We start from the raw sequence: 25,557 nt of genomic DNA, 5'->3' as shown, positions 1-25,557 counted from the left end.
GCTCGCGGCTTCGGTGTCAGCCCACATACTGGTAGCCGAGATAACGCTTGGCATCGATGACATCGTAGCCGAGCTTCAGGCGCAGCTTCTTGCGCAGCTTGCTCATGTGACCCTCGACCACGCTCTCATCGACGTCGTCGTTGAAGATGCCGTAGATGGTGTTGAAGATCTGGGTCTTGGTCACCCGGCGGCGCGAGTTCTTGACCAGATATTCCAGGATGTGACGTTCGCGGCGCGGCAGCGGCAGCGGCTCGCCGTCGATCTCGGCATCGCGACCGTCGAAGAACACCTTCAGCCGGCCCGTGCTCGGCGTGGTGGCTTCCGTCACCGCATTGGCGCGGCGCCAGATGGCGTCGGTGCGGGCGACGATCTCGCGGACATGGACGGGCTTGCGCACCACGTCGTCAATGCCGGCGGTGAACAGCTCCAGCGTCTGCGACAGGCACTTCTGGTCGCTCAGGGCGAGAATGGGCGCCCGGCTGTGGGTGCGGATGACATCCGTATAGGTGGGGCGGCGATCGAAATCGCCGAGTAGAAAACCCTGCACCGCGGCCAGATCCTGGTCCGAGGCGCTTTCGATCCACCCCTTGAACTCATCTTCGCCCAGACCGAAGCTGGAGAAACCTTCACGAGAAAAGCTGGAAACGTAGCTTTCGGTGACCGTCGAACGATCATCAACGATAACGTACATGTAGGCACTCCCCATCGAATGATTTGCTGGTGTTGGAGATCATCTGAAGGATCTCTTTCGCCCCGCCGTTGGAGAGATGATTATTTCGATAAATACATCCACTCAATCGAAGTTACTTCGAATTTGGAATTGGTTCCCAACCAGAATGACAGCTAAAATGGAGTGATCCGGGCAAAATAAAACGCCCTCCCGCGCAGGCGGAAGGGCGTTTTATTTTGTGTCGTTCAGAAGTAATTAAGGGGCTGAAATCACCCCTCGAAAACAGTCTCGATCTTGCTTTTCAGCGTCTGGGCGTTGAAGGGCTTGACGATATAGTTATTAACGCCAGCCTTCTTCGCGGCAATGACGTTTTCCGACTTGGCTTCCGCCGTCACCATGATGAAGGGGAGGGCATTGAGCGCGGAATCGTCTCGAACCTGCTTCAGCAGCTCGTAGCCGGTCATCGGCTCCATGTTCCAATCCGATATCACGAGCCCGTACTGGCGCTCCTTGAGCTTGCTCAGGGCCTCCGTGCCATCGGCGGCCTCGTCCACGTCCTCGAACCCGATCTGCTTCAGCAGATTTCGGATGATCCGGACCATGGTCTTGTAATCGTCGACCACAAGAACCGGCATCGACAAATCCACGGCCATTCTGCGCTCCGTTCTTAAGCTGCTGCGTTGCAAGCGCGGGGACTGCCCCCGCCGTTGCTTTTCTTTTTGAAACCGGATGCTTGCGCGGAGCTTGCAAGGTTAAAGCGGGGGTGCTTCCCGATAAGCCGCGTTAGACTTATAGATTATCTCACATGAATACTGCATCCTTGGAGAATAGTATGTCTTCCACTCGGCGACCCTTCCGCATCGAGATGAATGCCGGTCCCTCCGGCGTGCCGGAACCGGCCGCGGCCGCCCCCGCGCCGGCGCCCCCGGCCGCCCCCGCGCCCCCGGGCCCGATCGCGACCCAGGTGGAGCGCATCTTCGAGGAGCTTCAGGCGCTTCGGGACACGCTTGCGCGCTTCAACCGCAACCGCAGTTCGGAAATCAGCCAAGGTGGCCCCGCCAAGTCGATGTGGCTCGACATCGAGGCGATCCGCGAGGCGATCGACAGCACCAAGCACGAGCTCGCCTCGATCCAGACCACCAATGTGAAGGGCGCGCAGTTCAACCGCGCCACGGACGAGCTGGATGCGGTGGTGGCCGATACCGAGGCCGCGACCGAGGACATCCTGCAGATGGCCGAGAACATCGACGGCGCGGCGGCGAGCCTGATCGAGGAACTCGAAGGTTCCCAGAAGGCCACCGCCCGGGCGATCCAGGCCTATTCCACCCGCATCTTCGAGGCGTGCAACTTCCAGGACATTAGCGGTCAGCGGATCCGCAAGGTCGTGCAACTGATGATCTTCATCGAGGAGAAGATGGCGCGGATGGCCGAGATCTGGGGCGCGGAGCAGGAAATCGCCCGCATCGCCGAGGAGATCGGCGACAGCCGCGAAGGCGACGCGGCGCTGCTCAACGGCCCGGCGCTGGCCGATGAGGCCAACGTCGTCTCGCAGAACGACATCGACTCGCTGTTCGCCTGATCCGGCACGGCACATCACCAACCCGGCCGCGCCGCCCGCGGCCGGGTTTTGTCGTTTGTGCGGAATGATGAGACGGCACGACACGGCAATGGCGGCAAGCGGCGCCGGCGACTTCGCGGGGCGTGTGCGATGACGGGAGGGGGTGAAATTAGCCGCAGAAGGCCTGCGACTGGGCGGTCCAGCTGCCGAAGCCCGAGCGCACCAGGTTGCGGATCACCGCGCAGACATAACGCTTCTGCGCCGGGTCATTGTTCGGGCCGGCATTGTAGCGCGCCGCCGCCATGGTCCAGTTGCCATGGCGCTGCTTCAGCTCCGCGAGAAAGCGGGCGGCATAGTCGACATTCCGCTCGGGATCGAACATCTGCAAAGGCGAGGCGAATTTCTCGCCGTGCCAGTGATGATTGATCTGCATGCAGCCGAGATCGACCAGCTTCACGCCGCCGGCGCGGAATTCCTCAAGCTTGCGCACGCCTTCGGCGGCGCTCGAGGCGATATAGCTCTTGCCGCCGGCATTCATGGCATAGGGCTTGAGATGGCCGGCGCCGCCGGTTTCCGTCAGCCCCACCGCATAGAGGATCGCCAGCGGCACGTTATGGCGTGCCGAGGCGCGCTGCATCGCCGCTTCGCACGGGCCGAGAGCCGCCGCTGGTGTCACCAGGGCGAGGCTACTCAGAAGCGCCGTCGTCAGTATCGCGTTGAGCCGGGGTGTCATTCTGTCGTCCATCGCGTCGCGCGCCGGAATGCTGCTGGCGGCCGTCGGAATCGCCCTCATCCGGCGCGGGCCAGGTGGACGAGGGCAGGCCCCGTGCATCGTGTCCGGTGAGTCCGGCCGAGGCGGTGAGGGAGGTAATGGTGAGATCGGCGGCCACATGGCCCTGCTCGGTGAGGCTGGCGAGCAGCGCCGTGCGGTCCTGTGCGAGAAGCTGGGCGGTCTCCGCGCGGGCGGCCTGAACCCGGACTTCCAGCCCGTTGCGCCCATTGCGCAGGCGCACCGTGACGACGCCAAGCTCGACCGGATGAAGCTGGATTTCCAGAATGCGCACGGGTCCGCGTGCCGAGGCCTCGAAGGCGGGCGCGCCGCCGAGCGGCAAAGCACCGGCTCGCTGGATCGCAGCGCCGACCTGATCGGCCGGCGTGCCTGTCGGGGCGAGCGGGGCCGACGGCACGGACGCCGCCACCTGGCCGGCCATGGCGGCGGGGGTGGTGTCCAACTGTGGGCCCGAGGCGGGCAGGCTGGAATCCCGGCCTGCGGCCCGCGCCTCGTCACGGCGCGCCATCGGGACCACCACATCATTCAGCCGCGTCTCCCGCCCGGCCGATGGATCGGCGGGAAGGGCGTTATCCTCGGATGCCGGATGAGCTGCCGGATCGGGCAGGCGGAAGCTCCCCGTATCCTTCCCGGCCGCCGCGCTCGCGGGCGCGGGGGGGAGGCCGGTGAGGCCGGTCGAGGGCTGGCTGACGTCGAACGGCGTCACCGGCGCGAAATGGGTCTCGCGCAGCAGGATACGCAGCGGCAGCGTCGCGATCGGCGCCTCGGGTGCGTTGTCGGGGGCCGCCGGCGTTTCGCCAGCCATGCTCGCCCGCTCGTCGAGCGTGCCGGCGGTCTGTGTCTGGGCGGGGGGTGCGGCGGAGGGTAGGGCGCGCGAGGTCGCCGCCAGCATCTCGGCGCCGGTGGTGGAATGGGGATCGGCCGGCGCCGGGGTCTCTTCCGGTTCGGGATATGTTTCATCGGCTGTCAGAAGGGTGTCGTCGGCCACTCTCTCGACCGGCTCGGGCGGCAGCGCCGTATCCAGCGGAACGGGCGCGGTCGGATGCTCGCGCCCGGCCGGCCGAATGTTCCGGTGGGGGAGAATCTCGGTTGCCGGTCCGTCTGCGGCCTCTTTCGCCGCGTTCCCGTCCGCTCCCGCCGCCACATCGCTGTCGGGCGCGAGCGAGCCCGGTGCCGTCTCCTGCGTCTCGCCTGACGCCGGGTGAAGCAGTGCGGCAAGCCGATCCTGCCAGGTGCGGTGTTCGCCATTCGCGGCCACCGTGCGACGCAGTCCTTCGGTCTCATGCGCCGAGTCGGAGGTCTGCTCGCCCGCCGCCCTTTCGGGCAGGGCGGAACCATCGCCCTTGTTCCGGGCGCTACCGGGCCGCTGCCCGGTTTCCTCGGCTATGGCACTGAGCAGATCGCCGAAATCGCCGGCATCGGCCGGTTTGTCGCCGCGGGCGCGTGGCTCGTCCGGCGCCGCGCCGCTGGCGGTGGGCCGGAGCATGAGAGGGATCATAGCGGCGCCTCCGTGAGAAGCTGATCGGTGCTGCCCAGCAGGTCGCGGGCCTTGACCATGGCTGTGCTGTCGTCCTCGCCCGACGGGTTGGCCGCGGGGGTATCCGACGCCGCGTCGGCGGCCGCAGTGGAGGGGGCCTGTGCGAGCGGAGCCGGCGCCGGCACATTCGCCGCCTGCTCGATCGAGCCGACGACCGTGAGGGCGGCGTCGAGCAATTGCGCGTCCGGGGGCGAGAGCCGGTCGTGGCTCACGCCGCGCAGCTGGAGCGCGGCGGTTTCATAGTCAGTGGCGGAGGCGGCCATGGCGGCGCCGCGATAAAGCGTGGCGCGCTGCGCGTCGAGGCTGGCGACCGGCGCGGCCTTGAGCACGCGGTCGGCGGCCATGATCGCGGCGCCGGTCTTGCCCTGAACGACCGCGCCCTGCGCCACGGTCAGGAGGATGTCGCGGCGCCCTTCCGGCTCGATCTGGCGCAGCACGTCGTCGATGCGGTGAAACTCCTCCGCATTGTCGATGAAGCTCATGCGGGTCAGCGCGGCGGCAAAACGCTGGCGGAAATTGCCGGCATAGACCGAATGGCGGAAGCGGCCGAGATAGGTCGCCGTCAGGCGCTCAAAGGCGACGAGATCATTGCCCTGCGCGGCGACCAGAATGGCCCGGCGCAGCGCGCCCTCCTCCACCAGCGTGCCGGGCGCGAGGATGCGGGCCTGATCCAGCAGAATGGCGGCGCGGGCCTGATCCCTGCGCACCCATAGAGCCGCCTGCGCCAGCGCCACCTGTCCGGCGAGGCTTGCCGGCAGAGTGCGGGCGTCGATCTCGCCGAGATCCTTGATCGCGTCTGATTCCCGTCCTTCGACATAGGCCACGGCGCCGCGCACCAGGCGCGGGTCGATAGCCGGGTCCGCGCCATTGGCGAGGATGGCGCGCAGCGTCTTGGGATTGCCGCCGCTGAGCACATAGACCACCAGCGCCCGCGCATTGTTCGGGTCTTTCCAGACGCTGGGGTCGGCGCTGCGGAACTGCTCGTCAATGGCTTCAAGCAGCGCGTTCTGCTCGGGAAGCGCACTGGCATCGCCCCGCGCCATCCGGTCCTGAAGGCGCTGCAATTCGCGTAGCTCGCGATAAAGCGGCGGGGCGGGCGCCGCCTCGGGCTCGGCCTTGCCGTCGTCAGCCTTGTCGCCGTCAGCCTTGCCGTCACCGGTTTCGGCCTCGTCGGATTTGGCTTCGCGGGACGCGGCGGCGCTCACCTTGTCCGGCTCGGCTTCTGTCGCTTTGGCCTCCGCCTGCGCCGCTTCGGAGGGAACCTCTCCCATGGCGAGCGTGATTTCCCGCGGGGCATTGGCTGCCGGCGAGACCGCTTGGGCCTCGGGCTGCGCTTCGGCTTGCGGGGCGGTTTGCGGCGCCGCCGGCGCGTTCGTCACGGCAGGAAAATCGGCCGGGACCAGCGCGGCACCGTTCGGCTCCAGCTCGGCGGCGAAAGCCGGGGGAAAGAGCGACGCCAGGGGCGCGCTGATCATCTCCCATGAGAGGGACGAGGCGGCGGCGGGGCGCATGGCGGTGATCAGCTCTGCCGGCGGCGCCGGATCTGCGGGCGGAACCAGGTCGACAGGGGGTGGCACCAGGGCGGCCGGCTGCGGCGCGTCAGGATCGGTCGCGGCTTCGCGATCGGTCTCCGCTTCCGCCTCCGGGGCGGTCTCGGCGACGGTCGGGACCAGGGTCGCCGGCTGTCCGGCGTCGTCATAGGGCAGGGGGCGGACCGGCGGCAGCGGCGCCGTGGCCGGCAGCGGGCGGGGCCGGCGCGGCTGCGTCGACACCACCGGCGAAGGCGAGGCGGAGGATTCGAGTGCCCGCATATCCGCCCAGGGGTCGTCTTCGGCAAAGGCGGCGGGTGACAGCAGGGCAAGGGTCAGCAGGGCGGCCGGTCGGATGACATGGCGAATGACATGGCGGGTGACGGCGCGCATGACGTGGCTGACGACATGGCTGATGGCGAGATTCATGGCGTGGGCTCCCGCAGAACGATTTCGATGCGGCGGTTTTCCGGTGCGTTCGGGTCCGCCTTGTTCTTCAGGCTGCGGTCGGCAAAACCCTCGATCTTGCCGATGCGCTTCTCGTCGAGCCCGCCGCGCACCAGCATGTAGTGGGCGATGTTGGCGCGGGCGCTGGAGAGCTGCCAGTTGTCGTAATTGGACGAGCGGAAGGGGCGCCCGTCGGTATGCCCGCGAATGACGACCTCGCCGGACCGGGCGGAAATCGTCTTGGCGATCTTCGCCATGGCATTGACCAGCTTGGCGTCGGGCACGGCCGAGCCGACGGGGAACATGCTGAAGTCGATGTCGTCGGTGAGGCTGATGACCACGCCGTCCCTGGTGCGGCGAACCTCCACTTGAGGGCCAACCGCCTGTCCCATGGCCTCGGTGATGTCGGCCCGGACCTGCTGCTCCAGCGTGCCAAGCGTATCGACCTTGCTCGCGCCGGCCGGCTGGGCGCCGGTGGCGTCGGGCTTGGGACCGGAAGCCTTGGGCGCGAGGCCGGGGGTGGAGGTCTCCTGCGCAGGGGAGGTGAGAGCGGTGGCGCCGCCCATCGTCGCGGCCTCGTCCGGTCCGACCTGCGGATCGGCGATCGCCTCGGCCGGATCGGCCGCTTCGCCGCTGGGCGGCCCGCTGGCATCGGGCTTCGTGCCCTGCTGCTCGGACATGCCGTTGGCGTTGGCGATCTTTCGCGCCTTCGGCGCGGAATTCATCTGCCAGTAGACCGGATCAAACGGGTCGCGATGCTGCTCGCCGCTTCCCGCGCCGGTGGGGGCGATGTCGCCGATCGCTGCGTCGGGCGAGGTCGGGGTGTTCGGCGGAGCCTCGGAGGCGATCTGCGCCAGCACGGCATAGGGATCCTGGAACAGGGTGCGCTCGGCCTTGCCCTGCTGCACGTCGTCGCCGGCGCCGGTGCCCTCGCCGACGGTGTTCTTCAGCGTCGACATGGACTCGCCATCGGCGGAGGTGCCGTTGTCCTTGATGTCCTCGGGGTCGTTGAGACCCTTCCGCTCGCTGACGCTGTCCGAGAGATTGACCGGGTTGAAGTAGTTGGCGATCGCCTTGCGCACATCCTTGTCGGTGACGTTGATCAGCCACATGATCAGGAAGAACGCCATCATCGCGGTCATGAAGTCGGCATGAGCGACCTTCCAGGCGCTCGAATGATGCTCGTGCTCCTCTTCCTCGTACCGCTTGATGATGATGAGTTCGTGCCCACCCTCGGCCATTGCGCTTATTCTCCGACGGCGCCGAGCCGCGCCGCCCAGGCTTGAATCTGGGTTTCCAATGTCGTCGCGCCGGCGACCACCACCACTTCGCTCTCCGGGCCGGGCTCGAAGGTCACGGGTGCGCGCGGGTCGATCCGGCCGCGCAACTGCTCGATCAGATCGGGCGCGCCGGTGACGCGCATGACCGGGGCGTCGCCGCCGGACAGCGTGTCATTGATGAGCGTGGCCATCTCGGCGAGCGCCTGCTCGCGCACGGCGCCGAGCAGGAACGGGCCGATGACGCGGGCAAGGCTGTCGGCGAGTTCCTCCCGCAGCGAGACGAGGCCGGAGTCGATGGCGGCGGCGAGGCGCTCGCTCTCCTGTTCCACCCAGCCGAGCCGCTCCTGCGCGATACGCTCCTCGGTGCGCGCCATGTCCTCGCTGCGCTGGCGCTCATAGGCGATGCGCGCCTCGGCTTCGCCCGCCAGCCGCCCTTCAGCGGTGGCCTGGGCGGCGATGGCCGTGAGGTCCGGTCCGGGATTGGCGGCCGGGCGCGCGGCCGCGGCGGAGGGCGCCACCGGCGCGGCCGGAGCCATGAGGGCGAGGGCCGGATTCGACGCCTCGCCGCCGGGGCGGCGCGGCAGCCTGTGGGTGAAATCGTGGAGGTGACCGATCAGCATGTGCATCAGGCGCGAGCCTCTTTCTGCAGCCACTGCCGCAGGATGGCGGCGGCCTGCTCCTCATCGAAGTCGACGATCTGCTCCAGCCGCTTCTGCGGCGATCGGTTCATCTTGCTGGTGAGGTCCTCGATCAGGTTCACCGGGTCGCTCACGCCGGGGATGCCGGGCACGCCGGGCGGGCGCTCGGCGCTTTCGGGAGCGGGCAGTTCACCCATGGCGCCGGCCGGGCCGGCCAGCATGGCGGCCTCGATCGCCTCGGCCTCCTCGGGCCGCGTGACAATGGCGCGCACGGCGGGCCGGAGGCCGAACCAGATCAGCAGGGCGGCGACGATGAGGATCGTCGCGGCGTTGACCAGCGTCCCGGCCTGGCGCATCAGCACATCGGTCCAGCTCAGCGGCGGCACGGGCTCCAGCTCGCCATTGCCGGCGGCGAAGGCGACGGCGGAGACCTTCAGCTTGTCGCCGCGCGCCTTGTCGAAACCGGCGGCGGCGCCAGCGAGCTGCTCGATCTCATAGATCTGCGTCTCGAGCGGCACGGCGTCCTGCCCCTCGCCGGTGGCGCTGAGCCGGGCCCGATTCACCAGAATGGCGATGGACAGGTTTTCGACCGTGAAGCCCTCGCGCACCGTCTCGGTGCGGCGCGAGGAAATCTCGAAATTGGTCAGCTCCTCGCGCCGGTTGTTCTCTTCATTGGAGTTGTTGCCGCCAGCGCCGTCCGCCTGCTGCTGGGGGATGTTCTGCTGCACGCCGGCCGGCTGCTGCTGGGAGCGGTTCTGCGAGGTGCCGGTCTCCTTGATGACGCGCACGGAGCGTTCGGTCTTGGAGGCCGGATCGAAGGTCGTCTCGTTCATCGTCACGCGGTCGGTGTCGAGCCGGGTGGAGACGCTGATCTGGAAATTGTCGATGCCGAGATAGGGCGTGAGCGCGCGGCGGATCTTGGCCTCGGTGTCGCGATTGACCTGATCCTGCAGCACCGACTTCTTGCCCGCGGCGGCATTGGCCGGGTCGTCGCCGGCGGCCAGCACCGCGCCCTCGGTGTTCAGCACCGTGACGGAATCCATCTTCATGCCGGGCAGGGCCGCGGCGACGAGATGGCGGATGGCGTCGGCGGCGGAATCGTCCGCCGCATCCTCGGTGCGGATGACGACGGAGGCGGACGCCTGCTGCTGCTCGCGGCGGAAGGAGGCGCGGTCCGGCAGCACGATGTGCACGCGCGCGGCCTTCACGCCCTTCATGGTCTGGATGGTGCGGGCGAGTTCGCCTTCCAGCGCGCGGACCTTGGTGACTTCCTGCATGAAGGAAGTGAGGCCGAGCGAATTGACGTCGTTGAACAGTTCGTAGCCGGAGCTGGAGCTTTGCGGCAGGCCCTTCTCGGCCAGCAGCATGCGGGCGCGGGCCGTGTCGGCCGGTGCCACCAGCACGGAGGTGCCGTCCGAATTGACGTCGAAGGCGATGCCGGAATCCTTGAGCGCGCCGCCGATCCGCGTCACGTCCTCGCGGTTGAGGTTGGCATAGAGCGTCTCGGTGGTCGGCCGGCTGAGAAAATAGGCGCCGAGGCCGATGGCGCCGAGGACGGTCAGGCCGATGAGACCGAGCGCGATCAGGCGCCGTGCGCCGAGCTGGCGCAGGTTGCTCAAAAGCATTTCGAGCTGCTCGCGACCGATCATCTGGTTTGTTGCTCCATCACCAATCCCCCGAGGACCGTCGCCAGGACGGGAAGGCATGACGCCCCGGGGCGGGGGCCCGGGGCGTCAGCTTCGACAAACGCGTCATTCCCGGGGGGCGTGGGTCCGACGCGGGTCGGCGCGGGTAACCGCGCGAGGGCAGTGCCGGGCTGGGGGAAACCGCTCTGCCCGCAAACACCTTGCGGCAACGAGCTTGCCTGGAGATTGCGTGGAGGCGGCGTGGCGCCGGAGGGGCGGGAAAAAGAAAGGCCACGCTCCGGGGGGAGCGTGGCCAGGTGCGCCGTGAACGGCGGGAGACAACCCTAGGAGGGCCGAAGCCCCTGGATCAGCCGCGGAAGAGGCTGAGCACGCTCTGCGAGCTGGAGTTGGCGATACCAAGCGACTGAACGGCGAGCTGCTGCTGGGTCTGCAGCGCCTTCAGACGGGTCGATTCCTCTTCCATGTTCGCATCAACAAGAGCGCCGATGGCGCGGTTGTTGGCGTCCTGAAGGGCCTGCACGAAGTTGGTCTGCGACTCGATGCGGCTCGCCGTCGAACCGAGGTTCGTCGACGCGTCGGTCAGGTCGCTCAGGGCGGCGTCGACGATCGAGGTGTAGTTCGCGATCTTGTCGAGGTCGTCCTGGCTCGAGGTCAGCGACGAGATGTCGATGTCCATGATCGAGCTGATGGTCGCCGTGCCGTTGGCGGTGGCGGACACGCGGGACTTGTCCAGGATACCGAGGTTGTCGGTACCGGACGCGGACAGCGAGTTGGTCAGCGCCAGAACAGCGCCGTCGAGAGCCGTCTTCTTCGTGGTCTCAGCGGTCGCGTAGGAAGCATCGCGAGTGTTGGTGGCCGTCGCGTAGGAAGCGTCACGGGCGGCAACAGCCGCTGCGTCCATGGCACTGCCGGCGAAGGTCGTATCAGCCGTCGCGATGTCGGTGTTGTAGGTCGTGTCCGCCGTGGTCTTGGCGGTGTCGTAGGCGGTCGTCGCCGTGCTCTTGGCGGTGGTGTAGGTCGCCGACGAGGTGGTCACGGCCGCGTCAACCGCAGTGTGAACCGTCGCGTTGGCATCCAGCAGCTTGAACTTGCTGGTGTCGATGTCGATCGTGTCGACCTGCACCGAATCGCCGGTGCGGGAGAACGAAGCGACCACCGCCTTGGTGGCGTTGTAATTGGTGCCGCTCGAGTCCACCGACAGCCAGTTGCTGCCGGAAATGACCGTGCTCTCAGCGTTGTTCTTGAGAGCGCCGAGGAGGCTGCCAATTTCCGTCTGAAGCTTGGCACGGTCGGCGTCCGGGGACGCGGCCGTGATGAGCTTTTCCTTCACCTTCTGCAGCGCCGTGCGAACCGTATCGAGACCGGTGTTGACGGTGTCGACGGAAGACTTGGCGAGGCCGAGGGAGTCCTTCACCGCGCCGAGCGCACCGTTGTCGGAGCGGGTCGTCGTGGCGATCGACCAATAGGCCGCGTTGTCGGCCGCCGAATTGACGCGGAGGCCGGTGGAGACGCGGTTATTGGTCTGGTCGAGGTTCGAATTGATCGACCGCAGGGTCTGCAGGGCGACCATCGAGGAGGTGTTGGTCATAAGGCTGGTCATGACGAATGTCCCTTTGTTTGGAGATGGTTGGTTTCAAGGGGACATACCGGACTGAAACCGGCATGGCAGAAACGGCTTCATGCCTTTGTCGAGAGCTGCCGCACCTGGGCGGTACCTCTCCTGCCGGACCCGAGGGACCAGCAGTCAATCTGCCATGCACGGACGGTCGCACGGCATACTTGCCCGGGGCTTGCACCCTCTTGACCGCTGCAGGGACCAAGAAAAAGGGCGGCCCGCTTGCGCGAACCGCCCTCCCGAAGACCCCCAAATCGGTCTCCGACTACGCGTCAATAGAAGGAGCGCACCAGTCCGCCGACCAGCAGGTTCCAACCATCAATCAGGATGAAGAACAGAATCTTGAAGGGCAGGGCGATGACCGCCGGCGGCATCATCATCATGCCCATCGACATGACGAGGGTGGCCACGATCATGTCGATGATCAGGAACGGCAGCATGATCAGGAAGCCGATCTCGAAGCCGCGCCGCAATTCCGAAATCATGAAAGCGGGGATGAGGATGCGCAGCTCCACCTCCTCCGGCGCCGCCGCCACCACCTGGCCATTGGCCGCAGCGAGGTCGGCGAAGGTCTGGAGATCCTTGGGGCGCACCTGGGTGAGCATGAATTCGCGGAACGGCTCGGCCACCCGCTTGATCGCCTCCTGTTCGGAAATCTCGTTGGCGGTCAACGGCTGTATGCCTTGCGTCCAGGCCCGGTCGAAGGTCGGGCCCATCACATAGAAGGTCATGAACAGCGACAGCGAGATCAGCACCAGATTGGCCGGCGTCGACTGCAGGCCAAGGCCCGAGCGCAGGAAGGACAGCGCGATGACGAAGCGCGTGAAGCTCGTGACCATGATGAGCAGACCCGGCGCCACCGAGAGCACGGTGAGCAGGGCGATCATCTGCACGATGCGGCCCGAGGCTGCCCCGCCGCCCGCCTCGTTCAACAGTTCCGAGAGGCTCGGCGTCTGCTGGGCAAGGGCCGGCACGGCGAACAGGAGACCGGCGCCGAGCGCGAGCCCGGCCGGAAGCAGCCGGCGGGTCATTGCACCACCAGCGTTTCGATCACCAGTTCCTGCACGTTGCCTTCCGAGCGCATGCGGGCGCGCTCGTTGAGGTCCTCGCGCAGATGGATGAGGCCGCTCGGCCCTTCCAGCTGGCTGAGCGAGAGGGTGCGCAGATAGGCCATCACATCCTCGCGGATCTGCGCGGCGGCGATCTGCGGATTGGCCAGGGTGCCGTTCTTGAAGATGATCGAGGCCTCGATGCGCACGAAGGTGCTGCTGGGCGCCCCGAGATTGGAGACGATGGGCTTGAGGCTTTCCATCACCATCTCGGGATCGGTATAGCGCAGCGGCGGCTTGTTCGCTTCAACCTCTTCCTTTTCCTTGGCTTTTTCCGTCACGACCTGCTCGACGGTGGAGGCGAGCTGGATGCCGAGCCCGCCGCCGCCGGCGGCCGCGAGGAGTGTGAGGACGCAGAGCGCCACGACCACGCCGCCCTTGCCGCCTGCGGCCTTGCCGTCTGTCTTGATTGCTTGCGCCATGGTGGCCCCCGCCAGTTATCGGTTCATCAGAAGGGAACAACGAGGTCGTAAATGCGCTGGCCCCAGGCCGGCTGCTGGACATCGTTGAGCCGGCCGCGACCGGCGTAGGAAATGCGGGCTTCGGCGATCCGGTCATAGGCGATCTGGTTGCCGCCGGTGATGTCCAGCGGGTTCACCATGCCGGCGATCGTCAGCACGCGGACCTCGTAGTTCACCAGAATCTCCTGCGAGCCGCGGATCATCAGGTTGCCGTTCGGCAGGACCTCGGTGACGACCACGGCGACGGCGAGCCGCAGCTTTTCCGAGCGGTCGATCGAGCCCTTGCCCTTCGCCTCGGTGTCCGAGTTCATGGTGAGCGAGCCGGTGGCCGAGCCATAGCCGCCCGCCCAACCGTAACCCTCTGCGCCGGCAGCGATATCCAGCCCGGCATCCTGCGCGGACTTGCGCGAACGGCCGGTCTCGTTATCGAACTCGGCCTTGTCGTCGAGCGAGATATCCACCTTCAGCGTGTCGCCGACCTTGGTGGCGCGGATGCTGCGGTAGAGGCTTTCGCTGCCCTTGTCCCAGGTCGAGGCGAAGCTGCGTGTCGGCGGCGGCGGGTAGGACATGGGGATCGGATCGGCCTGCGCCTGGATGCCGTAGCCGACCGGTGTCAGCGACGGACCATTGGCGAGGCTGTCATATTTGTTGCTCTGACAAGCAGTTAGGCCGAGCAGGGCGAGGGGCAGGAGAAGGCGTTTCATGAGGGCTTGCCTTCGGTCCCCTTGGCGTCCGGCGATTTGGGAGCCTGGGCCTTGGCCTCGGCCGCCCGCTTGGCGATGCCGACCATCACGCCGGTGATCCGGGCCGCGCGGGTGGCGTCCATTTCGTTCATGATGGCGCTGGCGACGCGCGGATTGAGCTTGGCGAGGATCGCGGCGGCCGGGTCGTCGGCCATCACGGTGAGCTGGGCGGCAGCGGCGTCGGGGCGCATCTGCGAGATCACGGCGATGACCGATTCATCCGCCTTGCGCAGGAAATCCTCTCGGCGCGTCAACCACTTCTCATATTCGGCGCGCTTGGCCTCAAGCTGGGCGATGCGCTCCTCGATGTTCTTTTCCATCACCTCGATGGCCGTCTTCTGGCGGGCGAAGCGGGCGTCGCGGGCGGTGTCGATGATGCTCTGGCAATACTGCTCGGTATTGCTGGCGCCGGACGGCATCGGCACGGCGGGAACCGGCGCGGCGGCGGGAAGCGCCTGCACCGGCGCGGCCGGTTTGGCGGGCGCGGATTCGGCGTCGGCGCCGTGGAGCGTCAGTGCAGTGAGGTGGACGGTCAGGCCAGTGAGGATCAGCAGGTTGATGCCGCGCTTGGCAAAGGAGCGGGCCGGCGCGGGCAGGCCCGGCGTCCGCGCCGGGACCGCCCGCGGACCGTTCCACGGCTGCCCGTTCCACTCGTCGTCTTCCCCGTCGGAATGACGGGCGGCGAAACACAGCGCCGCCGCCATGAGGCCAAGGCCGCCGCCCAGGAGGAAGATCAGCAGGTGAGACAGCACGGTCACGATCGTCATGGGCGTGGCTCCTCGAAGGGGGCTGGGCGGTTGGCGGGTGGGGTAAGGCGGGCCGGGCCGGGATTACTGGACCACCAGCTCGGCCTGGAGCGCGCCGGAGGTCTTGATCGCCTGAAGGACAGCGATGATGTCCGTCGGCCTCATCCCCATACGGTTCAGACCTTGCACGAGGGTGTCCAGATCGGGGCCGCGCACGACGGAGAGGTAGCCGCCATCCTGCTCGATGCCGATGTCGGTGCGCGGCACGACGACCGTCTCACCGTCGGAGAAGGGGGCGGGCTGGGAGACTTCCGGCGTCTCGGTGACGCGCACCGTCAGATTGCCCTGGGTGATGGCGACGGTCGAAATCTTGACGTTGCGCCCGATCACCACCGTGCCGGAACGCTGGTCCACCACCACGCGGGCGGGGGCGTCCGGCTCGACCGGCAGGTCGCCGACCATGGCGAGGAAGCGGGCCGGGTTGATCTGCGGCGGGCGCTGCACCACCACGCTGCGCAGGTCGCGCTCCTGGGCGATCGGCTTGTTGGGCCCGCCGAGCTTGCCATAGTCGAACTTGATCTTGCCGAAGCGGGCATTGATCACGTCGGCGATGCGCGCGGCGGTGGCGAAATCCGGATTGTTCAGCTCCAGCACGAAGCTGTGCAGCTCGTTCAGCACGCCGGGCGCGGGGCGCTCGACCAGCGCGCCATTGGGAATGCGCGCGGCGGTGGGGATGCCCTGGGTGATGCTCTCCGCCTCGCCCTCGGCCGAGAAGCCGGTGACGGCGAGCTGACCCTGCGCGACCGCATAGGTCTGCCCGTCGCCGCTGTTGAGCGGGGTGAGGATCAGCGTGCCGCCGCGCAGCGAGGAGGCATCGCCCAGCGAAGCGACGTTGATGTCGATGCGCGAGCCGACACCGGCGAAGGGCGGCAGGTTGGCGGTGACGGCGACGGCGGCGACATTGCGCGCCCGCAGCGGGATGCCGCGCGTGCTGACGCCGAGCCGGTCGAGCATGGACTGCATGGCCTGCTCGGTGAAAGGCGAGTTGCGCAGCGTGTCGCCGGTGCCCTGAAGGCCGATGACGAGGCCGTAGCCGACAAGCTGGTTGTCGCGCACGCCCTGGACGGTGGACACGTCCTTGATGCGGGTCGCCGCGCCGGCGCTGGCGAGGCCGGCGAGCAGCAGCAGGGCGGTGGCGAGGAGTCGGTTCATCCGCGGGCGCTTCATTTGCCGCCCACCTTCACCGAGCCGTCATCCTGCACGACGCCGGTCACGACCTTGCCGCTGTCGATGTTCTTCAGCCGGACCACGGCGCCGACCGTGCCGGAATCCAGCGGCACGCCGAGCGCGGTGATGACGAGGCCGTCCTGCTCGAAGCGCAGCTCGGCGGCGACGCCGCGCGTGACGACCTTGGCGTCGCCGACGGCGGCGACCGGAATGACATTGCCGGCGAGCAGCACGCGGCGCGCCACCTTGCCCACGAGCTGGGCGCGGGTGATGGCGATCGGGTACTGGCTGGCGACGGAGGAGGGGAAGGCGCGGTCGACCAGCATGTCGTCAGTGATCTTGTCGCCCGGCGCGATGGCGCCGGCGGCGACCGGGAGATGGATTTCCGCGGCTGTGGCGGGCCGGGCGGCCGGCGCGCGGGCGGCTCCGGCGGGCACGGGGGCCATCCAGTCGCCGAGCGTGGCATCGTGGGCGCGGGTGTCGGCGATCGACGTGCCGGCGACGCGGAACGCGCCCCTGGTCGCCTCTTGAGCCGTCGCCGATCCCTGGGCGAGCGCACAGGAAAGGGCGAGCGCGAGCGCCGCGCCCCACAGATGCCGAAGCATGATGCGTATCCTTGCTAGAGCATTTTCGAGCGAAGCGGATTCCGGTTCGCGTGAAGAAAATGCGTCAGAACAATAAGCTAGAGCTTTTTCGATGAACCGGAGCTCACCGAAAAAGCTCTAGCGGATGCCCTTGGAGACGGTGGCGGCCATTTCGTCGGCGGCCTGGATTACCTTGGAATTCATCTCATAGGCGCGCTGGGCGGAGATCAGCTCGGTGATCTCCTTGACCGGATCCACGTTGGAGGATTCCAGATAGCCCTGATGCATCTTGCCGAAGCCGGTATCGGCGGCGACGCCCATGGTCGCGGTGCCGGAGGCATCGGTCTCGCGATAGAGATTGTTGCCGATCGGCTCCAGCCCGCCATCATTGGCGAAATTGGCGAGGTTGAGCTGGCCGAGCATCTGCGGCGCGGCCTGTCCGGCGGTCTTGGCGTAGACCTGCCCGGTCTCGTTGATGACGATTTCCACCGTGTCGGCCGGGAAGTTGATGGCCGGCTCGACGACATAGCCGTCATTGGTGACGAGCTGGCCTTCCGGTCCCTTGTTGAAGGAGCCGGCGCGCGTATAGACCGTCTCGCCGGTCGGGCTGGTGATCTGGAACCAGCCACGGCCATTGATGGCGAGGTCGAGCGGGTTGCCGGTCTGGGTCAGCGGGCCCTGCATGTGCAGGTTGCGCACGCCGACGGTGCGCACGCCGAGGCCGACCAGCGCCCCGTCCGGGATGGGCAGTCCGCCATCCACATTGGGAACGCCCCCGGCGCGCTCGGCCTGATAGAGCAGATCGGAGAATTCGGCGCGCGCGCGCTTGAAGCCGGTGGTGTTGATGTTCGCGATGTTGTTCGCGATCACTTCCACATTGGTCTGCTGCGCGCTCATGCCGGTGGCGGCGATGGCCAGTGCTCTCATGTCAGTGTCCTCAGATCGCCATCCGCGAGATTTCCTGATAGGCCGCGACGACCTTGTCGCGGACGGCGAGGGCGGTCTGGAGGCTTTCCTCCGCCGCCATGATGGTCTGCACCACGTGCTGCACCGAGGCCTTGCCCTGAATGCCGGTGATGGAGGTCGCCTCCGCGTTCTTCAGCGCGTTCACGGCCTGGCCGGAGACGTCGGCGAAGACATCGGCGAAATCGGTGCCGGACACGGCGCGGCTCGGGGCCGCTGCCGAGGCCGGGCCGGCGGCGGAGGCCGCCGCGGTGCCGGTGGTGCGGATCGGCGCGAAGGAAGCAATCGGGTCGAGCATCATCCAGCCCTCAGCAGGTCTATGGTCATCGAAATCATGGAACGGGCCTGCTTCATCATCTGAAGATTGGCCGAATAGGAACGGCCGGCTTCACGCAGATCCGCCATTTCGACGAGCGGGTTGACGTTGGGCATTTTCACATTGCCATTCGCGTCGGCGGCCGGGTTGCCGGGGTCGTGCTCGACGGTGAAGGGCGTGGTCTGGTCGACGCCGAGCTGGCTCACGGCGACGCGGGAGACGCCGAGTTCGCGCATGGGCTGGGCGGAGAAATGAATGGTCTTGCGCACATAGGGCGTCTCGCCCGGCGCCGTCGCCGTGGCGCGGGCATTGGCGATGTTCTCGGACGCCACCCGCATGCGCAGCGACTGGGCTTCCATGCCCGAGCTGGCGATCGCGGAGATCGACTTCAGAGGATCGATCATCAGGAATTCCTCACGCTGGCCAGCACCATCTTGTGGAAGGAGCGGACGATACTGGTGTTCAGGCTGAAGGCGCCGCTGACCTCGGAGGCCTTGACCATCTGCTGGTCGATGCTCACCGTGTTGCCGCTTTCCGACACGCTCCAGCTGTCCGCGTCGTCCATCGCCACCGTGGCGGCGCCGGGCGCCGACAGGGAGAGATGGCCGGGGTTGGTGCGGGCTTCCGCCAGATGGGTGCGATCCAGCACCGACGCGAACGGCTCGACCTCCGCCGCCCGGTAGCCGGGCGTATTGGCGTTGGCGATGTTCGAGGCGATGGTCGCCTGCCGCACCGAGGCCCAGGCGGCATGGCGGGAGGCGAGATCGAAGAGATAGACCTTGTCCAAGAGACGCTCCGCATTGCGATGGGAGCACCCTAGGGACAGAACCTTGCACGAGGCTGGCGCAGGCCGCCGGGGCGGGGGGAGTTTTGAGATAATCCTTTAAAGGGAAAGGATTATCAGGCCGGCCGCCGCTGGCTCCCGCTCGGTCCCCGCCTAGTTCCCGGCGAGCCGGGCGGCGGCAAGGGCGGTGGCGAAACGCTGGAGATTGTCATCGGCCGAGGCGGGGCCGCCGGTGAAGTCGATGCGGTCGATATGCACGCCGATGGCGCTGTCGTCGAACACCACGCGGAAGGCGGCGGTGAGCGTCGCCTGGCGCAGCACCATGCTGATGCTGACATTGGGCGGGGTGCCCCAGTCGCTCTCGATGGCGGCGTGGCGGCCGTAATGCAGCAGGCCGGGCTTGAGAAACAGCTCGGCCGAGGAGGCGATGAGATCCTGGATGTTCTCGTCCTGGCGGCGGCTGATATAGGCCATGACCACGCCGGCGCTGGTGAAGAACAGCTCGCTGAGAAAGCCGCGCAGCGTGTCGCCGAGCAGTTTCTCATAGGGCAGCAGGGCGAGCGGGGGCAGGGCCTGCTTGTCGAGGCGGAAAGCGCCATCAGCTTTTGGCATTCTTGCCTCGTGCGTAGATGAAATAGAGGATCTTGGCGATCGGCCGGTAGAATTCCGCCGGAATCCACTGGTCGACCTCGATGGCGTCGTACATGGCGCGCACCAAGGCGCGGTCCTCGACGACGGGAATGCCGTGGCTCTCGGCGACGGAGCGGATTTTCAGCGCGATCAGGTCGGTGCCCTTGGCGAGCACCAGCGGCGCGCCGCCCTTCTGCCGGTCGTAATAGAGCGCGATGGCGTAATGGGTGGGGTTGGCGAGCACGATGGAGGCGCGCGGCACCGCGTTCATCATGCGGTGGCGGGCGCGCTCCTGGGCGATCGAGCGGATGCGCGCCTTGACCATGGGGTCGCCCTCGGCCTGCTTGAACTCGTCCTTCACCTCCTGCTTGGTCATGCGCAGCTCGGCCTTCCAGTGCAGGCGCGACCAGACCAGATCGACACCGACCAGCGCGATGGTGGCCACGCACACGGCGGAGATCAGCCGCACGGCGAGACCGAGCAGCATCGAGGGCACCAGCACCGGATCGCTCGACAGGGCCGCGGTGATGCTGTCCTGGCCGGAGAACAGCAGCAGGCCGCAGACCAGCGAAATCGCGCCGAACTTGAACAGCGATTTCAGGAATTCCATCTGCCCCTGCCGCCCGAACAGGCGCTTCCAGCCGCCCATCGGGGAGACGCGCGACCATTGCGGGCGGATCCGCTCGCCGACCATGCGCGGGGTGTTCTGCGCCAGCGCAGCGACCACGCCGGCGACCGAGAGGACGATGACGATGGGCAGCAGGAAGCGCGCGCCGACGTCGAAGGCCATCCAGAGGATATTCGTCGCGTCCTCGCTGGTGGTCAGGCGAAAGCCGCCGGGATTGTCGATGAAGCGCGCCAGTCCCTGCGTCAGCGCGGCGCTCTGCGGCCCGGCGAAGAAGCTGAGCGAGACGAGAATGCCCATGAGGGACGCAAACAGCGTGGCTTCCTTGGAAAAGGGGATGTTTCCCTTTTCCACTGCGTCGGAGATCTTCTTTTCGCTGGCTTCCTCGGTTTTACTTTCCTTGTCGTTATCCTCGGACATAGCATCCTCGGACCTGGCGAGTACTAGCGCACATAGGCGTCTTCCTCACCGCCGGAGTTCAGCTCGATTTCGCCGCGACCCGCCATTTCCAGCGCGAGGTCGGTGATGACGCGCCGCGCCTCGGCGACGTCGCGCGCGGCCGCCGGCTCGCTGGTCGACAGCTCCTGCTCGACCATGCGGCGCACGCGCGAGCCGAGCGATTGCAGGATGGTCTCGCGGAATTCCGGGTCCGTTCCCTTCAGCGCCAGCACGGTCTTGTCGTTCGGCACCTGGTCGAACAGCGAGGTCCGCGCGCGCGGCGGCAGGTTGATGATGTCGTCGAAGGTGAACAGCAGACCCTTGAGGATTTCCGCCGATTTGGGGCGCGTGGAGGACAGGCTGGTGAGCACGTTCTCCATGTCGTTGCGCTCCATCTTGTTGATGATGTCGGCGATGCGGGCATGGGTGTCGGAGCCGGCATTGCGCGCGAGATTGACCATGAAGTCCTCATGGATCGTGCTCTCGATGATGCGCATGGTCTCGTCGACGATCGGCTTGAAGGCGAGCATGCGGCGCATCACGCCGTTGCGCATCTCCTCCGGCAGATGGCCGAGCACCTTGGCGGCGCAGTTGGGCTTCACCTTGGACAGGATCAGCGCCGCGATCTGCGGATGTTCCTTCATCACATAGGTCGCGATGGTGCCTTCCGTGACGCCGGAGATGCGATCCCAGATCGAGTGGTTGGCCGCGCCCAGCACATCGTTCATGATCTCGCTGATCTGATCGGGCGGCAGCACGCCGGCGAGCAGACGCTCCACATCGCTCGCCGAACCGCCGATATTGGCGCCGGCGACGAACTGGGCGGCGAATTCCTCGATGGCCATTTCCACCTGATGGGTGGTCACGGGGCGCATCTCGGCGATGGTGCGGGTGATGAGCCGGATCTCGTCCGGCTCGAAATGTTTCATGAGGCGCGCCGCGGCCGGCTTGCCCATGGTCATGAGCAGGGCGGCCACACGATCGACGCCGTGCAGGGGGCGGTTGCTGACGCCCCGCACCGTGGGAGCTACGGCCATTTACGGCTCCCGATCAGCGGTTCGAGTCGTTGCCCGCGGCCCCGACGATCTCGGTCAGGGAAACGCCGAAGCGCGAATTGTCCTCATCGACCACGACGACTTCGCCGCGGGCCAGGATGCGGCCGTTCACCACCACATCCACCGGCTCGCCGACGCGGCGGTCGAGCGGCACGATGGCGCCGCGGCCGAGCTTCATGAGCTGGGCGACCGGGAGATTGGCCGAGCCGAGCACGACCTGCATCGTCACGGAAACGCGCAGCAGGGAATCGAGGCCGCGGCCGGCGAAGGTCTCCTCGACAGAGCCGCCGCCGGTGATGGGTTCGGGCGCGAAGGTTTCGGTCATGGCTTCACCTTGGGAGCGGGAGGGGGACTGCCGGCCGGGCCGGCGCCGGGCTTGCCGTTGCGGGCCGCGTTCTGCGCATGTTCGAGGCGCCAGAGCAGCGTTTCGGCATCCTGGATCTTGTGGGAGAGCAGCATGAGCAGCTCGCGGCTGTCATCGTTCAAGAGCGCCATCGCGTTGCGCGCGTGGTGCAGGGCGTTGGCGCTGTCGTCGAGCGCCACGCGGTAATCGCGCTGATAGGCGGAGAGGGCGCCCAGCTTGCGATACATCAGCACCACGCAGACGCTGGTCACCACGAGGGCGACGAACAGCACGGCCTCACCGGGGGAGAATATCATCGAGGAACTCCTGGGCCTGATCGACGGCATCTTCGATGCGCAACACATACGCACCCTCGGCTTGCCCGAGGCTGCACCAGAACAGGCCTTCCTCGGTGCTCTCCAGCTTCACCCGGCTGCGCGGCGTCGCCTGCAGGGTCAGGATCTGCCCGACTTCCAGCGCGGCGGCCTCGCCGAGCGTGATCTCGCGCTGCTCCAGCACCGCGCGCAGCCGCACCTCGGTGCGCTGCACCTCGCCGCGAATGTGCTTGCTCCACACCGGATCGCTCGGCGCCGATTCGCCCGCCGTGGTGCTGGCGAGCTGCTGGCGCAGGGGGGTGAGGGCGCCTTGCGGGATCAGCACGAACATCTCGCCGCCGCGATTGATCGCCTGAAGCAGGAACTTGGCGCAGATGGCCAGATTGTTGCGCCGCCCGATGACGGCAAAATCCATGCGCGTCTCGTGCCGCTGGAACTTGAAGGTCGCCTTGCTGACCAGCGAGAAGGCACTTTGCAGGGCCTTGGCCATCTGCTCGAACAGCGCCTGGGCGATGCGCATCTCGATATTGGAGAAGGACCGCTCGTCATCGACCGGCGGCTCGGAGCCATCCGCCCCGAACAGCACTTCCACCATGGTGAAGATGAAGTCGCGATCGAAGCCGACGATGGCGTGGCTGTCCCATTCGGGTGAGTGGAACACGCCCACCACGGCCATGCCTTCATAGCTGTCGAGGACGTCGCCGATGCGCCCGCTCTCGACATCGCTGAGCGAGTAATAGGCCTGCGAGGCGACGAGCTGGCGCAGGCTTTCCGCGCATTGCGTCGCCATGCGGTCGAAGATGACGTTGAGCATCGGCAGCTTGTCGAGCGACAGCCCGGCCGCGTCGAGCAGCAGGTTGCGGATGTCGGTCGGGGAGCCGTTGGGGGAGCCGGACTGCATGTTCATCGCTCAGGCCGCCTGTGCCATGGCCGAGAGGTTCGGGACGTTGGTGATCGCTTCGGCCTCGACCTCGTCGATGGTCGGCCGCTCGCCCGAGGAAATCGTCTTGCGCCCGTGCTCCAGCGCGATCTGCGGCAGCGCCCCGTTCATGTAGGCGATCAGCGACTGCTTCACGATGATGTAGGGCTGGCACTGCTTCTCGCGCATGATCTTGATGCTGTGCGCCATCGGCCCGAGGATCGCGTAGGAGGCGTAGATGCCGATCAGCGTGCCAACCAGCGCCGAGGCGATGTAGTGGCCGAGGATTTCCGGCGACTGGTCGATGGCGCCCATCGCCTTGACGATGCCGAGCACCGCCGCGCAGATGCCGATCGCCGGCATGCCCTCGGCCACCGTGCTGAGCGCACTGGCCGGCTTGGTCTTGTATTTCTTGATGGTCGAGATTTCCTGTTCCATCAGCCCCTCGATCTCGTGCGAGCGGGCATTGCCGATGACGATCAGGCGCGCATAGTCGCAGATGAACCCGGTCAGTTCCTTGTCCTTCAGAATGTCCGGGAAGTGCTGGAACAGCGGCGAATTGGTGGGGTCGTCGATGTGACCCTCGACCTCGTTGCGCGGCTTGGTGCGCAGCTCGCGCATCAGCGCATAGAGCAGGCCGAGCAGGTGCAGGAAGTCCTGGCGCTTGGGGCCCTTGCCTGAGAAGGACTGGACCATCGCCTTGCCGGTGTCCTTGATCGTCGACATCGGGTTGGCGATGATGAAGGTGGCAAAGGCGATGCCGAAAATGATCACATATTCAAAGGGTTGCCAGATCACCTCAAGGTGTCCGCCCATGGCCACGAAGCCGCCGGCGATCGAGGCGAACCCCAGGATGATGCCAATCAAGATGCCCAAAGCGATACCCCTCCGTTGTGGAGACCGGGTCTAGGCGGGCAAGGTTGCGTGAGGCTGGCAGGCGCGGCGGCCGCAAGGGTAAGTCCTGGTTTTGCCCGCTGCGTCGGGTCATGGCGCGGGGTCCGGCGGCCGATTCCAGCCCGGCGCAAGGTTGGTGGGCGAGGGTGTAGGCCGGACACACGCACGGTGCGCCATGGCAACGACCTATGATTCCTATCGCCTGCTCACCCGCAATCTCGACCGGACGCTGAAGCTGAAGGCGACCGAGCCGATTGTGGCGCTGGAGACGAAGTATTTTCAGGAGACGATCCCGAAAATCAAGTCGATCGACGACTTCATCAAGAACACGCGCGTGTTCAACTACGCGATGAAGGCGTTCGGGCTTGAGGAGATGAGCCACGCCAAGGCGTATATGCGCAAGGTGCTGACCGAGGGCATCGTCGACGAGAAATCCTTCGCCAATCGGCTGAACGACGAACGCTTCACCGCCTTCGCCAAGGCGTTCGACTTCGATTCCTATGGCGCGCTGACCACCTCCCGTGCCGCCGCGCGGCAGGACGTGGTCGACAAATATGTGCGCCAGTCGCTGGAAGTGGATGCCGGCACGGAGAATGAGGGCGTGCGTCTCGCCCTCTACTTCAAGCGCGAGGCACCGAAAATAACCTCGGCCTTCGGGCTGATGGCGGACCCGGCGCTCTGGAAGGTGGTGAAGACCGTCTATGGCTTCCCCGCCGAGATGGGCAATGCCGACATCGACCGGCAGGCCGCGGCGGTCAAGAAGCGGCTCGACATCGCCTCGCTCAAGGAGCCGGCCAAGCTCGACCGCCTGATCCAGCGTTTCACCGCGCGGTGGGATGTCGACCAGGTGGCGTCGGATTCGACGGTGCTCACTCTGTTCAACAGCGGCGGCTACGGCACGGTCGGTTCCGGCGTCGCCATGTCGCTGCTTACCCTGAGATATGGAGGCTAAGGCGTGTCAGGCCTTTACGTCGCGCTTTCCGTGCAGATGGCGGCCGAGCGCCGCATGGCGACCATCGCCAGCAACATCGCCAACATGAACACGCCCGGCTACCGCGCCGAAGAGGTCAAGTTCGAGACCGTGCTGTCGCAGGCCGGGGCGGGCGATGTCGCCTTCATCTCGGAAGGCGGCAGCTATACCTCGCTGAAAGCCGGCAATGCCGTCTATACCGGCAACCCGCTCGACCTCGCCCCGCAGGGCGATGCCTGGTTCGCCGTGGCCGGCCCGCAGGGCACCATGTACACCCGCGACGGACGTTTCCATATCGGCCCCAATGGCGGTCTGCGCACGGTCGATGACCTGCCGGTGCTGGATGCCGGCGGCACGCAGATCACCCTCGATCCCGCCGCCGGCCCGGTGGCGGTCGGCTCGGACGGCGCCATGACGCAGGCCGGCAACCGCATCGGCACGGTCGGCCTGTTCACGCTGCCGGCCGGCGCCGAACTGACCCGGCAGGGCAGCTCCGCCGTGGTGCCCGACCGGCCGGCGACGGTGGTGCAGGATTTCACCAGCCTCGGCATCCGTCAGGGCTATGTCGAAGGCTCGAATGTCGATCCGATCCTCGAAATGACGCGGCTCATCAACGTGCAGCGCAGCTTCGAGATGGCGGCGCAGGCGGTGCAGCAGGGCGAGGACACGACCACCGAGGCCATCCGCGCGCTGGGACCGTCCTGA

29 protein-coding genes are annotated in these 25,557 nt (G+C 66.8%); 3 read left to right on the top strand and 26 right to left on the bottom strand.

What is annotated here, in order from left to right; translation table 11 throughout:
- Positions 1-16 precede the first annotated feature (16 nt).
- Together KIP89_RS19660 and KIP89_RS19655 are read right to left on the bottom strand one after the other, a co-directional pair.
- Positions 17-691, bottom strand: a complete 675-nt coding sequence (locus KIP89_RS19660; protein ID WP_213757301.1) for a response regulator transcription factor — start codon at positions 689-691, stop codon at positions 17-19.
- Between the two features lie 248 nt (positions 692-939).
- Positions 940-1,323 carry a response regulator gene (locus KIP89_RS19655; protein WP_213757300.1) on the bottom strand — a complete coding sequence of 128 codons (384 nt, stop codon included), beginning with the start codon at positions 1,321-1,323 and terminating at the stop codon, positions 940-942.
- Positions 1,324-1,502: 179 nt separating this feature from the next.
- Here KIP89_RS19655 and KIP89_RS19650 point away from each other — a divergent pair, with 179 nt between their 5' ends.
- The gene (locus tag KIP89_RS19650) at positions 1,503-2,249 is read left to right on the top strand and encodes a protein phosphatase CheZ (protein WP_250152678.1); all 747 of its coding nucleotides are present in this window, start codon (positions 1,503-1,505) and stop codon (positions 2,247-2,249) included.
- Between the two features lie 148 nt (positions 2,250-2,397).
- On the opposite strand, the gene KIP89_RS19645 is transcribed toward KIP89_RS19650, so the two are convergent.
- The 24 genes from KIP89_RS19645 to motA form a co-directional block, all read right to left on the bottom strand.
- On the bottom strand, positions 2,398-2,961 hold the full coding sequence (locus KIP89_RS19645; protein ID WP_213757299.1) for a lytic transglycosylase domain-containing protein: 564 nt from the start codon (positions 2,959-2,961) through the stop codon (positions 2,398-2,400).
- Positions 2,915-4,504 (bottom strand): flagellar hook-length control protein FliK, encoded by a 1,590-nt coding sequence (gene fliK / locus KIP89_RS19640; protein WP_213757298.1) that lies wholly within the window; start codon positions 4,502-4,504, stop codon positions 2,915-2,917. The genes KIP89_RS19645 and fliK overlap by 47 nt, the downstream gene beginning before the upstream one ends.
- Before the next feature lie 8 nt (positions 4,505-4,512).
- Positions 4,513-6,513: a MotC family chemotaxis protein gene (locus KIP89_RS19635; protein WP_213757297.1), complete on the bottom strand. Its 2,001-nt coding sequence runs from the start codon at positions 6,511-6,513 to the stop codon at positions 4,513-4,515.
- Positions 6,510-7,772 (bottom strand): MotB family protein, encoded by a 1,263-nt coding sequence (locus KIP89_RS19630; protein WP_213757296.1) that lies wholly within the window; start codon positions 7,770-7,772, stop codon positions 6,510-6,512. The genes KIP89_RS19635 and KIP89_RS19630 overlap by 4 nt, the downstream gene beginning before the upstream one ends.
- Before the next feature lie 5 nt (positions 7,773-7,777).
- On the bottom strand, positions 7,778-8,437 hold the full coding sequence (locus KIP89_RS19625; protein WP_213757295.1) for a hypothetical protein: 660 nt from the start codon (positions 8,435-8,437) through the stop codon (positions 7,778-7,780).
- Entirely contained in the window at positions 8,437-10,098 is a 1,662-nt protein-coding gene (fliF, locus tag KIP89_RS19620) for a flagellar basal-body MS-ring/collar protein FliF (RefSeq protein WP_213757294.1), read from the bottom strand. The genes KIP89_RS19625 and fliF overlap by 1 nt, the downstream gene beginning before the upstream one ends.
- 343 nt (positions 10,099-10,441) lie before the next feature.
- On the bottom strand, positions 10,442-11,695 hold the full coding sequence (locus tag KIP89_RS19615; RefSeq protein WP_213757293.1) for a flagellin N-terminal helical domain-containing protein: 1,254 nt from the start codon (positions 11,693-11,695) through the stop codon (positions 10,442-10,444).
- A gap of 287 nt (positions 11,696-11,982) precedes the next feature.
- The gene (fliP, locus tag KIP89_RS19610; protein ID WP_213757292.1) at positions 11,983-12,741 is read right to left on the bottom strand and encodes a flagellar type III secretion system pore protein FliP; all 759 of its coding nucleotides are present in this window, start codon (positions 12,739-12,741) and stop codon (positions 11,983-11,985) included.
- On the bottom strand, positions 12,738-13,241 hold the full coding sequence (locus tag KIP89_RS19605; protein WP_213757291.1) for a flagellar basal body-associated FliL family protein: 504 nt from the start codon (positions 13,239-13,241) through the stop codon (positions 12,738-12,740). Before KIP89_RS19605 ends, fliP begins: the two co-directional genes overlap by 4 nt.
- Positions 13,242-13,267: 26 nt before the next feature.
- On the bottom strand, positions 13,268-13,984 hold the full coding sequence (locus KIP89_RS19600) for a flagellar basal body L-ring protein FlgH (RefSeq protein ID WP_213757290.1): 717 nt from the start codon (positions 13,982-13,984) through the stop codon (positions 13,268-13,270).
- On the bottom strand, positions 13,981-14,790 hold the full coding sequence (locus KIP89_RS19595) for a MotE family protein (protein ID WP_213757289.1): 810 nt from the start codon (positions 14,788-14,790) through the stop codon (positions 13,981-13,983). The genes KIP89_RS19600 and KIP89_RS19595 overlap by 4 nt, the downstream gene beginning before the upstream one ends.
- A gap of 63 nt (positions 14,791-14,853) precedes the next feature.
- The gene (gene flgI / locus KIP89_RS19590; protein ID WP_213757288.1) at positions 14,854-15,981 is read right to left on the bottom strand and encodes a flagellar basal body P-ring protein FlgI; all 1,128 of its coding nucleotides are present in this window, start codon (positions 15,979-15,981) and stop codon (positions 14,854-14,856) included.
- A gap of 11 nt (positions 15,982-15,992) precedes the next feature.
- Positions 15,993-16,601: a flagellar basal body P-ring formation chaperone FlgA gene (flgA, locus tag KIP89_RS19585; RefSeq protein ID WP_213757287.1), complete on the bottom strand. Its 609-nt coding sequence runs from the start codon at positions 16,599-16,601 to the stop codon at positions 15,993-15,995.
- Between the two features lie 117 nt (positions 16,602-16,718).
- A complete protein-coding gene (gene flgG, locus KIP89_RS19580; RefSeq protein ID WP_213757286.1) occupies positions 16,719-17,507 on the bottom strand; it encodes a flagellar basal-body rod protein FlgG in 789 nt (262 codons plus the stop codon).
- A gap of 10 nt (positions 17,508-17,517) precedes the next feature.
- A complete protein-coding gene (gene fliE, locus KIP89_RS19575) occupies positions 17,518-17,841 on the bottom strand; it encodes a flagellar hook-basal body complex protein FliE (RefSeq protein WP_213757314.1) in 324 nt (107 codons plus the stop codon).
- Positions 17,841-18,263: a flagellar basal body rod protein FlgC gene (flgC, locus tag KIP89_RS19570; RefSeq protein WP_213757285.1), complete on the bottom strand. Its 423-nt coding sequence runs from the start codon at positions 18,261-18,263 to the stop codon at positions 17,841-17,843. Before flgC ends, fliE begins: the two co-directional genes overlap by 1 nt.
- Positions 18,263-18,646, bottom strand: a complete 384-nt coding sequence (gene flgB / locus KIP89_RS19565) for a flagellar basal body rod protein FlgB (protein WP_213757284.1) — start codon at positions 18,644-18,646, stop codon at positions 18,263-18,265. The genes flgC and flgB overlap by 1 nt, the downstream gene beginning before the upstream one ends.
- Positions 18,647-18,796: 150 nt before the next feature.
- Complete coding sequence (locus KIP89_RS19560; protein ID WP_213757283.1) at positions 18,797-19,255, bottom strand: BspJ family T4SS effector nucleomodulin; 459 nt, start codon at positions 19,253-19,255, stop codon at positions 18,797-18,799.
- Positions 19,242-20,318 carry an EscU/YscU/HrcU family type III secretion system export apparatus switch protein gene (locus KIP89_RS19555; RefSeq protein ID WP_213757282.1) on the bottom strand — a complete coding sequence of 359 codons (1,077 nt, stop codon included), beginning with the start codon at positions 20,316-20,318 and terminating at the stop codon, positions 19,242-19,244. Before KIP89_RS19555 ends, KIP89_RS19560 begins: the two co-directional genes overlap by 14 nt.
- A 23-nt stretch (positions 20,319-20,341) precedes the next feature.
- Positions 20,342-21,373, bottom strand: a complete 1,032-nt coding sequence (locus tag KIP89_RS19550) for a flagellar motor switch protein FliG (RefSeq protein WP_213757281.1) — start codon at positions 21,371-21,373, stop codon at positions 20,342-20,344.
- Positions 21,374-21,386: 13 nt separating this feature from the next.
- Positions 21,387-21,716, bottom strand: a complete 330-nt coding sequence (gene fliN / locus KIP89_RS19545) for a flagellar motor switch protein FliN (protein WP_213757280.1) — start codon at positions 21,714-21,716, stop codon at positions 21,387-21,389.
- On the bottom strand, positions 21,713-22,051 hold the full coding sequence (locus KIP89_RS19540) for a hypothetical protein (protein ID WP_213757279.1): 339 nt from the start codon (positions 22,049-22,051) through the stop codon (positions 21,713-21,715). Before KIP89_RS19540 ends, fliN begins: the two co-directional genes overlap by 4 nt.
- Positions 22,032-22,970, bottom strand: coding sequence for a flagellar motor switch protein FliM (locus KIP89_RS19535; RefSeq protein WP_369808529.1), 939 nt, complete (start codon positions 22,968-22,970; stop codon positions 22,032-22,034). The genes KIP89_RS19540 and KIP89_RS19535 overlap by 20 nt, the downstream gene beginning before the upstream one ends.
- A 9-nt stretch (positions 22,971-22,979) precedes the next feature.
- On the bottom strand, positions 22,980-23,864 hold the full coding sequence (gene motA / locus KIP89_RS19530; protein ID WP_213757277.1) for a flagellar motor stator protein MotA: 885 nt from the start codon (positions 23,862-23,864) through the stop codon (positions 22,980-22,982).
- Between the two features lie 193 nt (positions 23,865-24,057).
- On the opposite strand from motA, the gene KIP89_RS19525 reads away from it, so the two are divergent.
- Together KIP89_RS19525 and flgF are read left to right on the top strand one after the other, a co-directional pair.
- On the top strand, positions 24,058-24,834 hold the full coding sequence (locus KIP89_RS19525) for a DUF1217 domain-containing protein (RefSeq protein WP_213757276.1): 777 nt from the start codon (positions 24,058-24,060) through the stop codon (positions 24,832-24,834).
- Between the two features lie 3 nt (positions 24,835-24,837).
- Positions 24,838-25,557, top strand: a complete 720-nt coding sequence (flgF, locus tag KIP89_RS19520; RefSeq protein WP_213757275.1) for a flagellar basal-body rod protein FlgF — start codon at positions 24,838-24,840, stop codon at positions 25,555-25,557.

Source organism: Ancylobacter radicis, assembly GCF_018449475.1.
Lineage (GTDB): Bacteria > Pseudomonadota > Alphaproteobacteria > Rhizobiales > Xanthobacteraceae > Ancylobacter > Ancylobacter radicis.
This window is presented reverse-complemented; position numbering and strand designations above follow the sequence as displayed.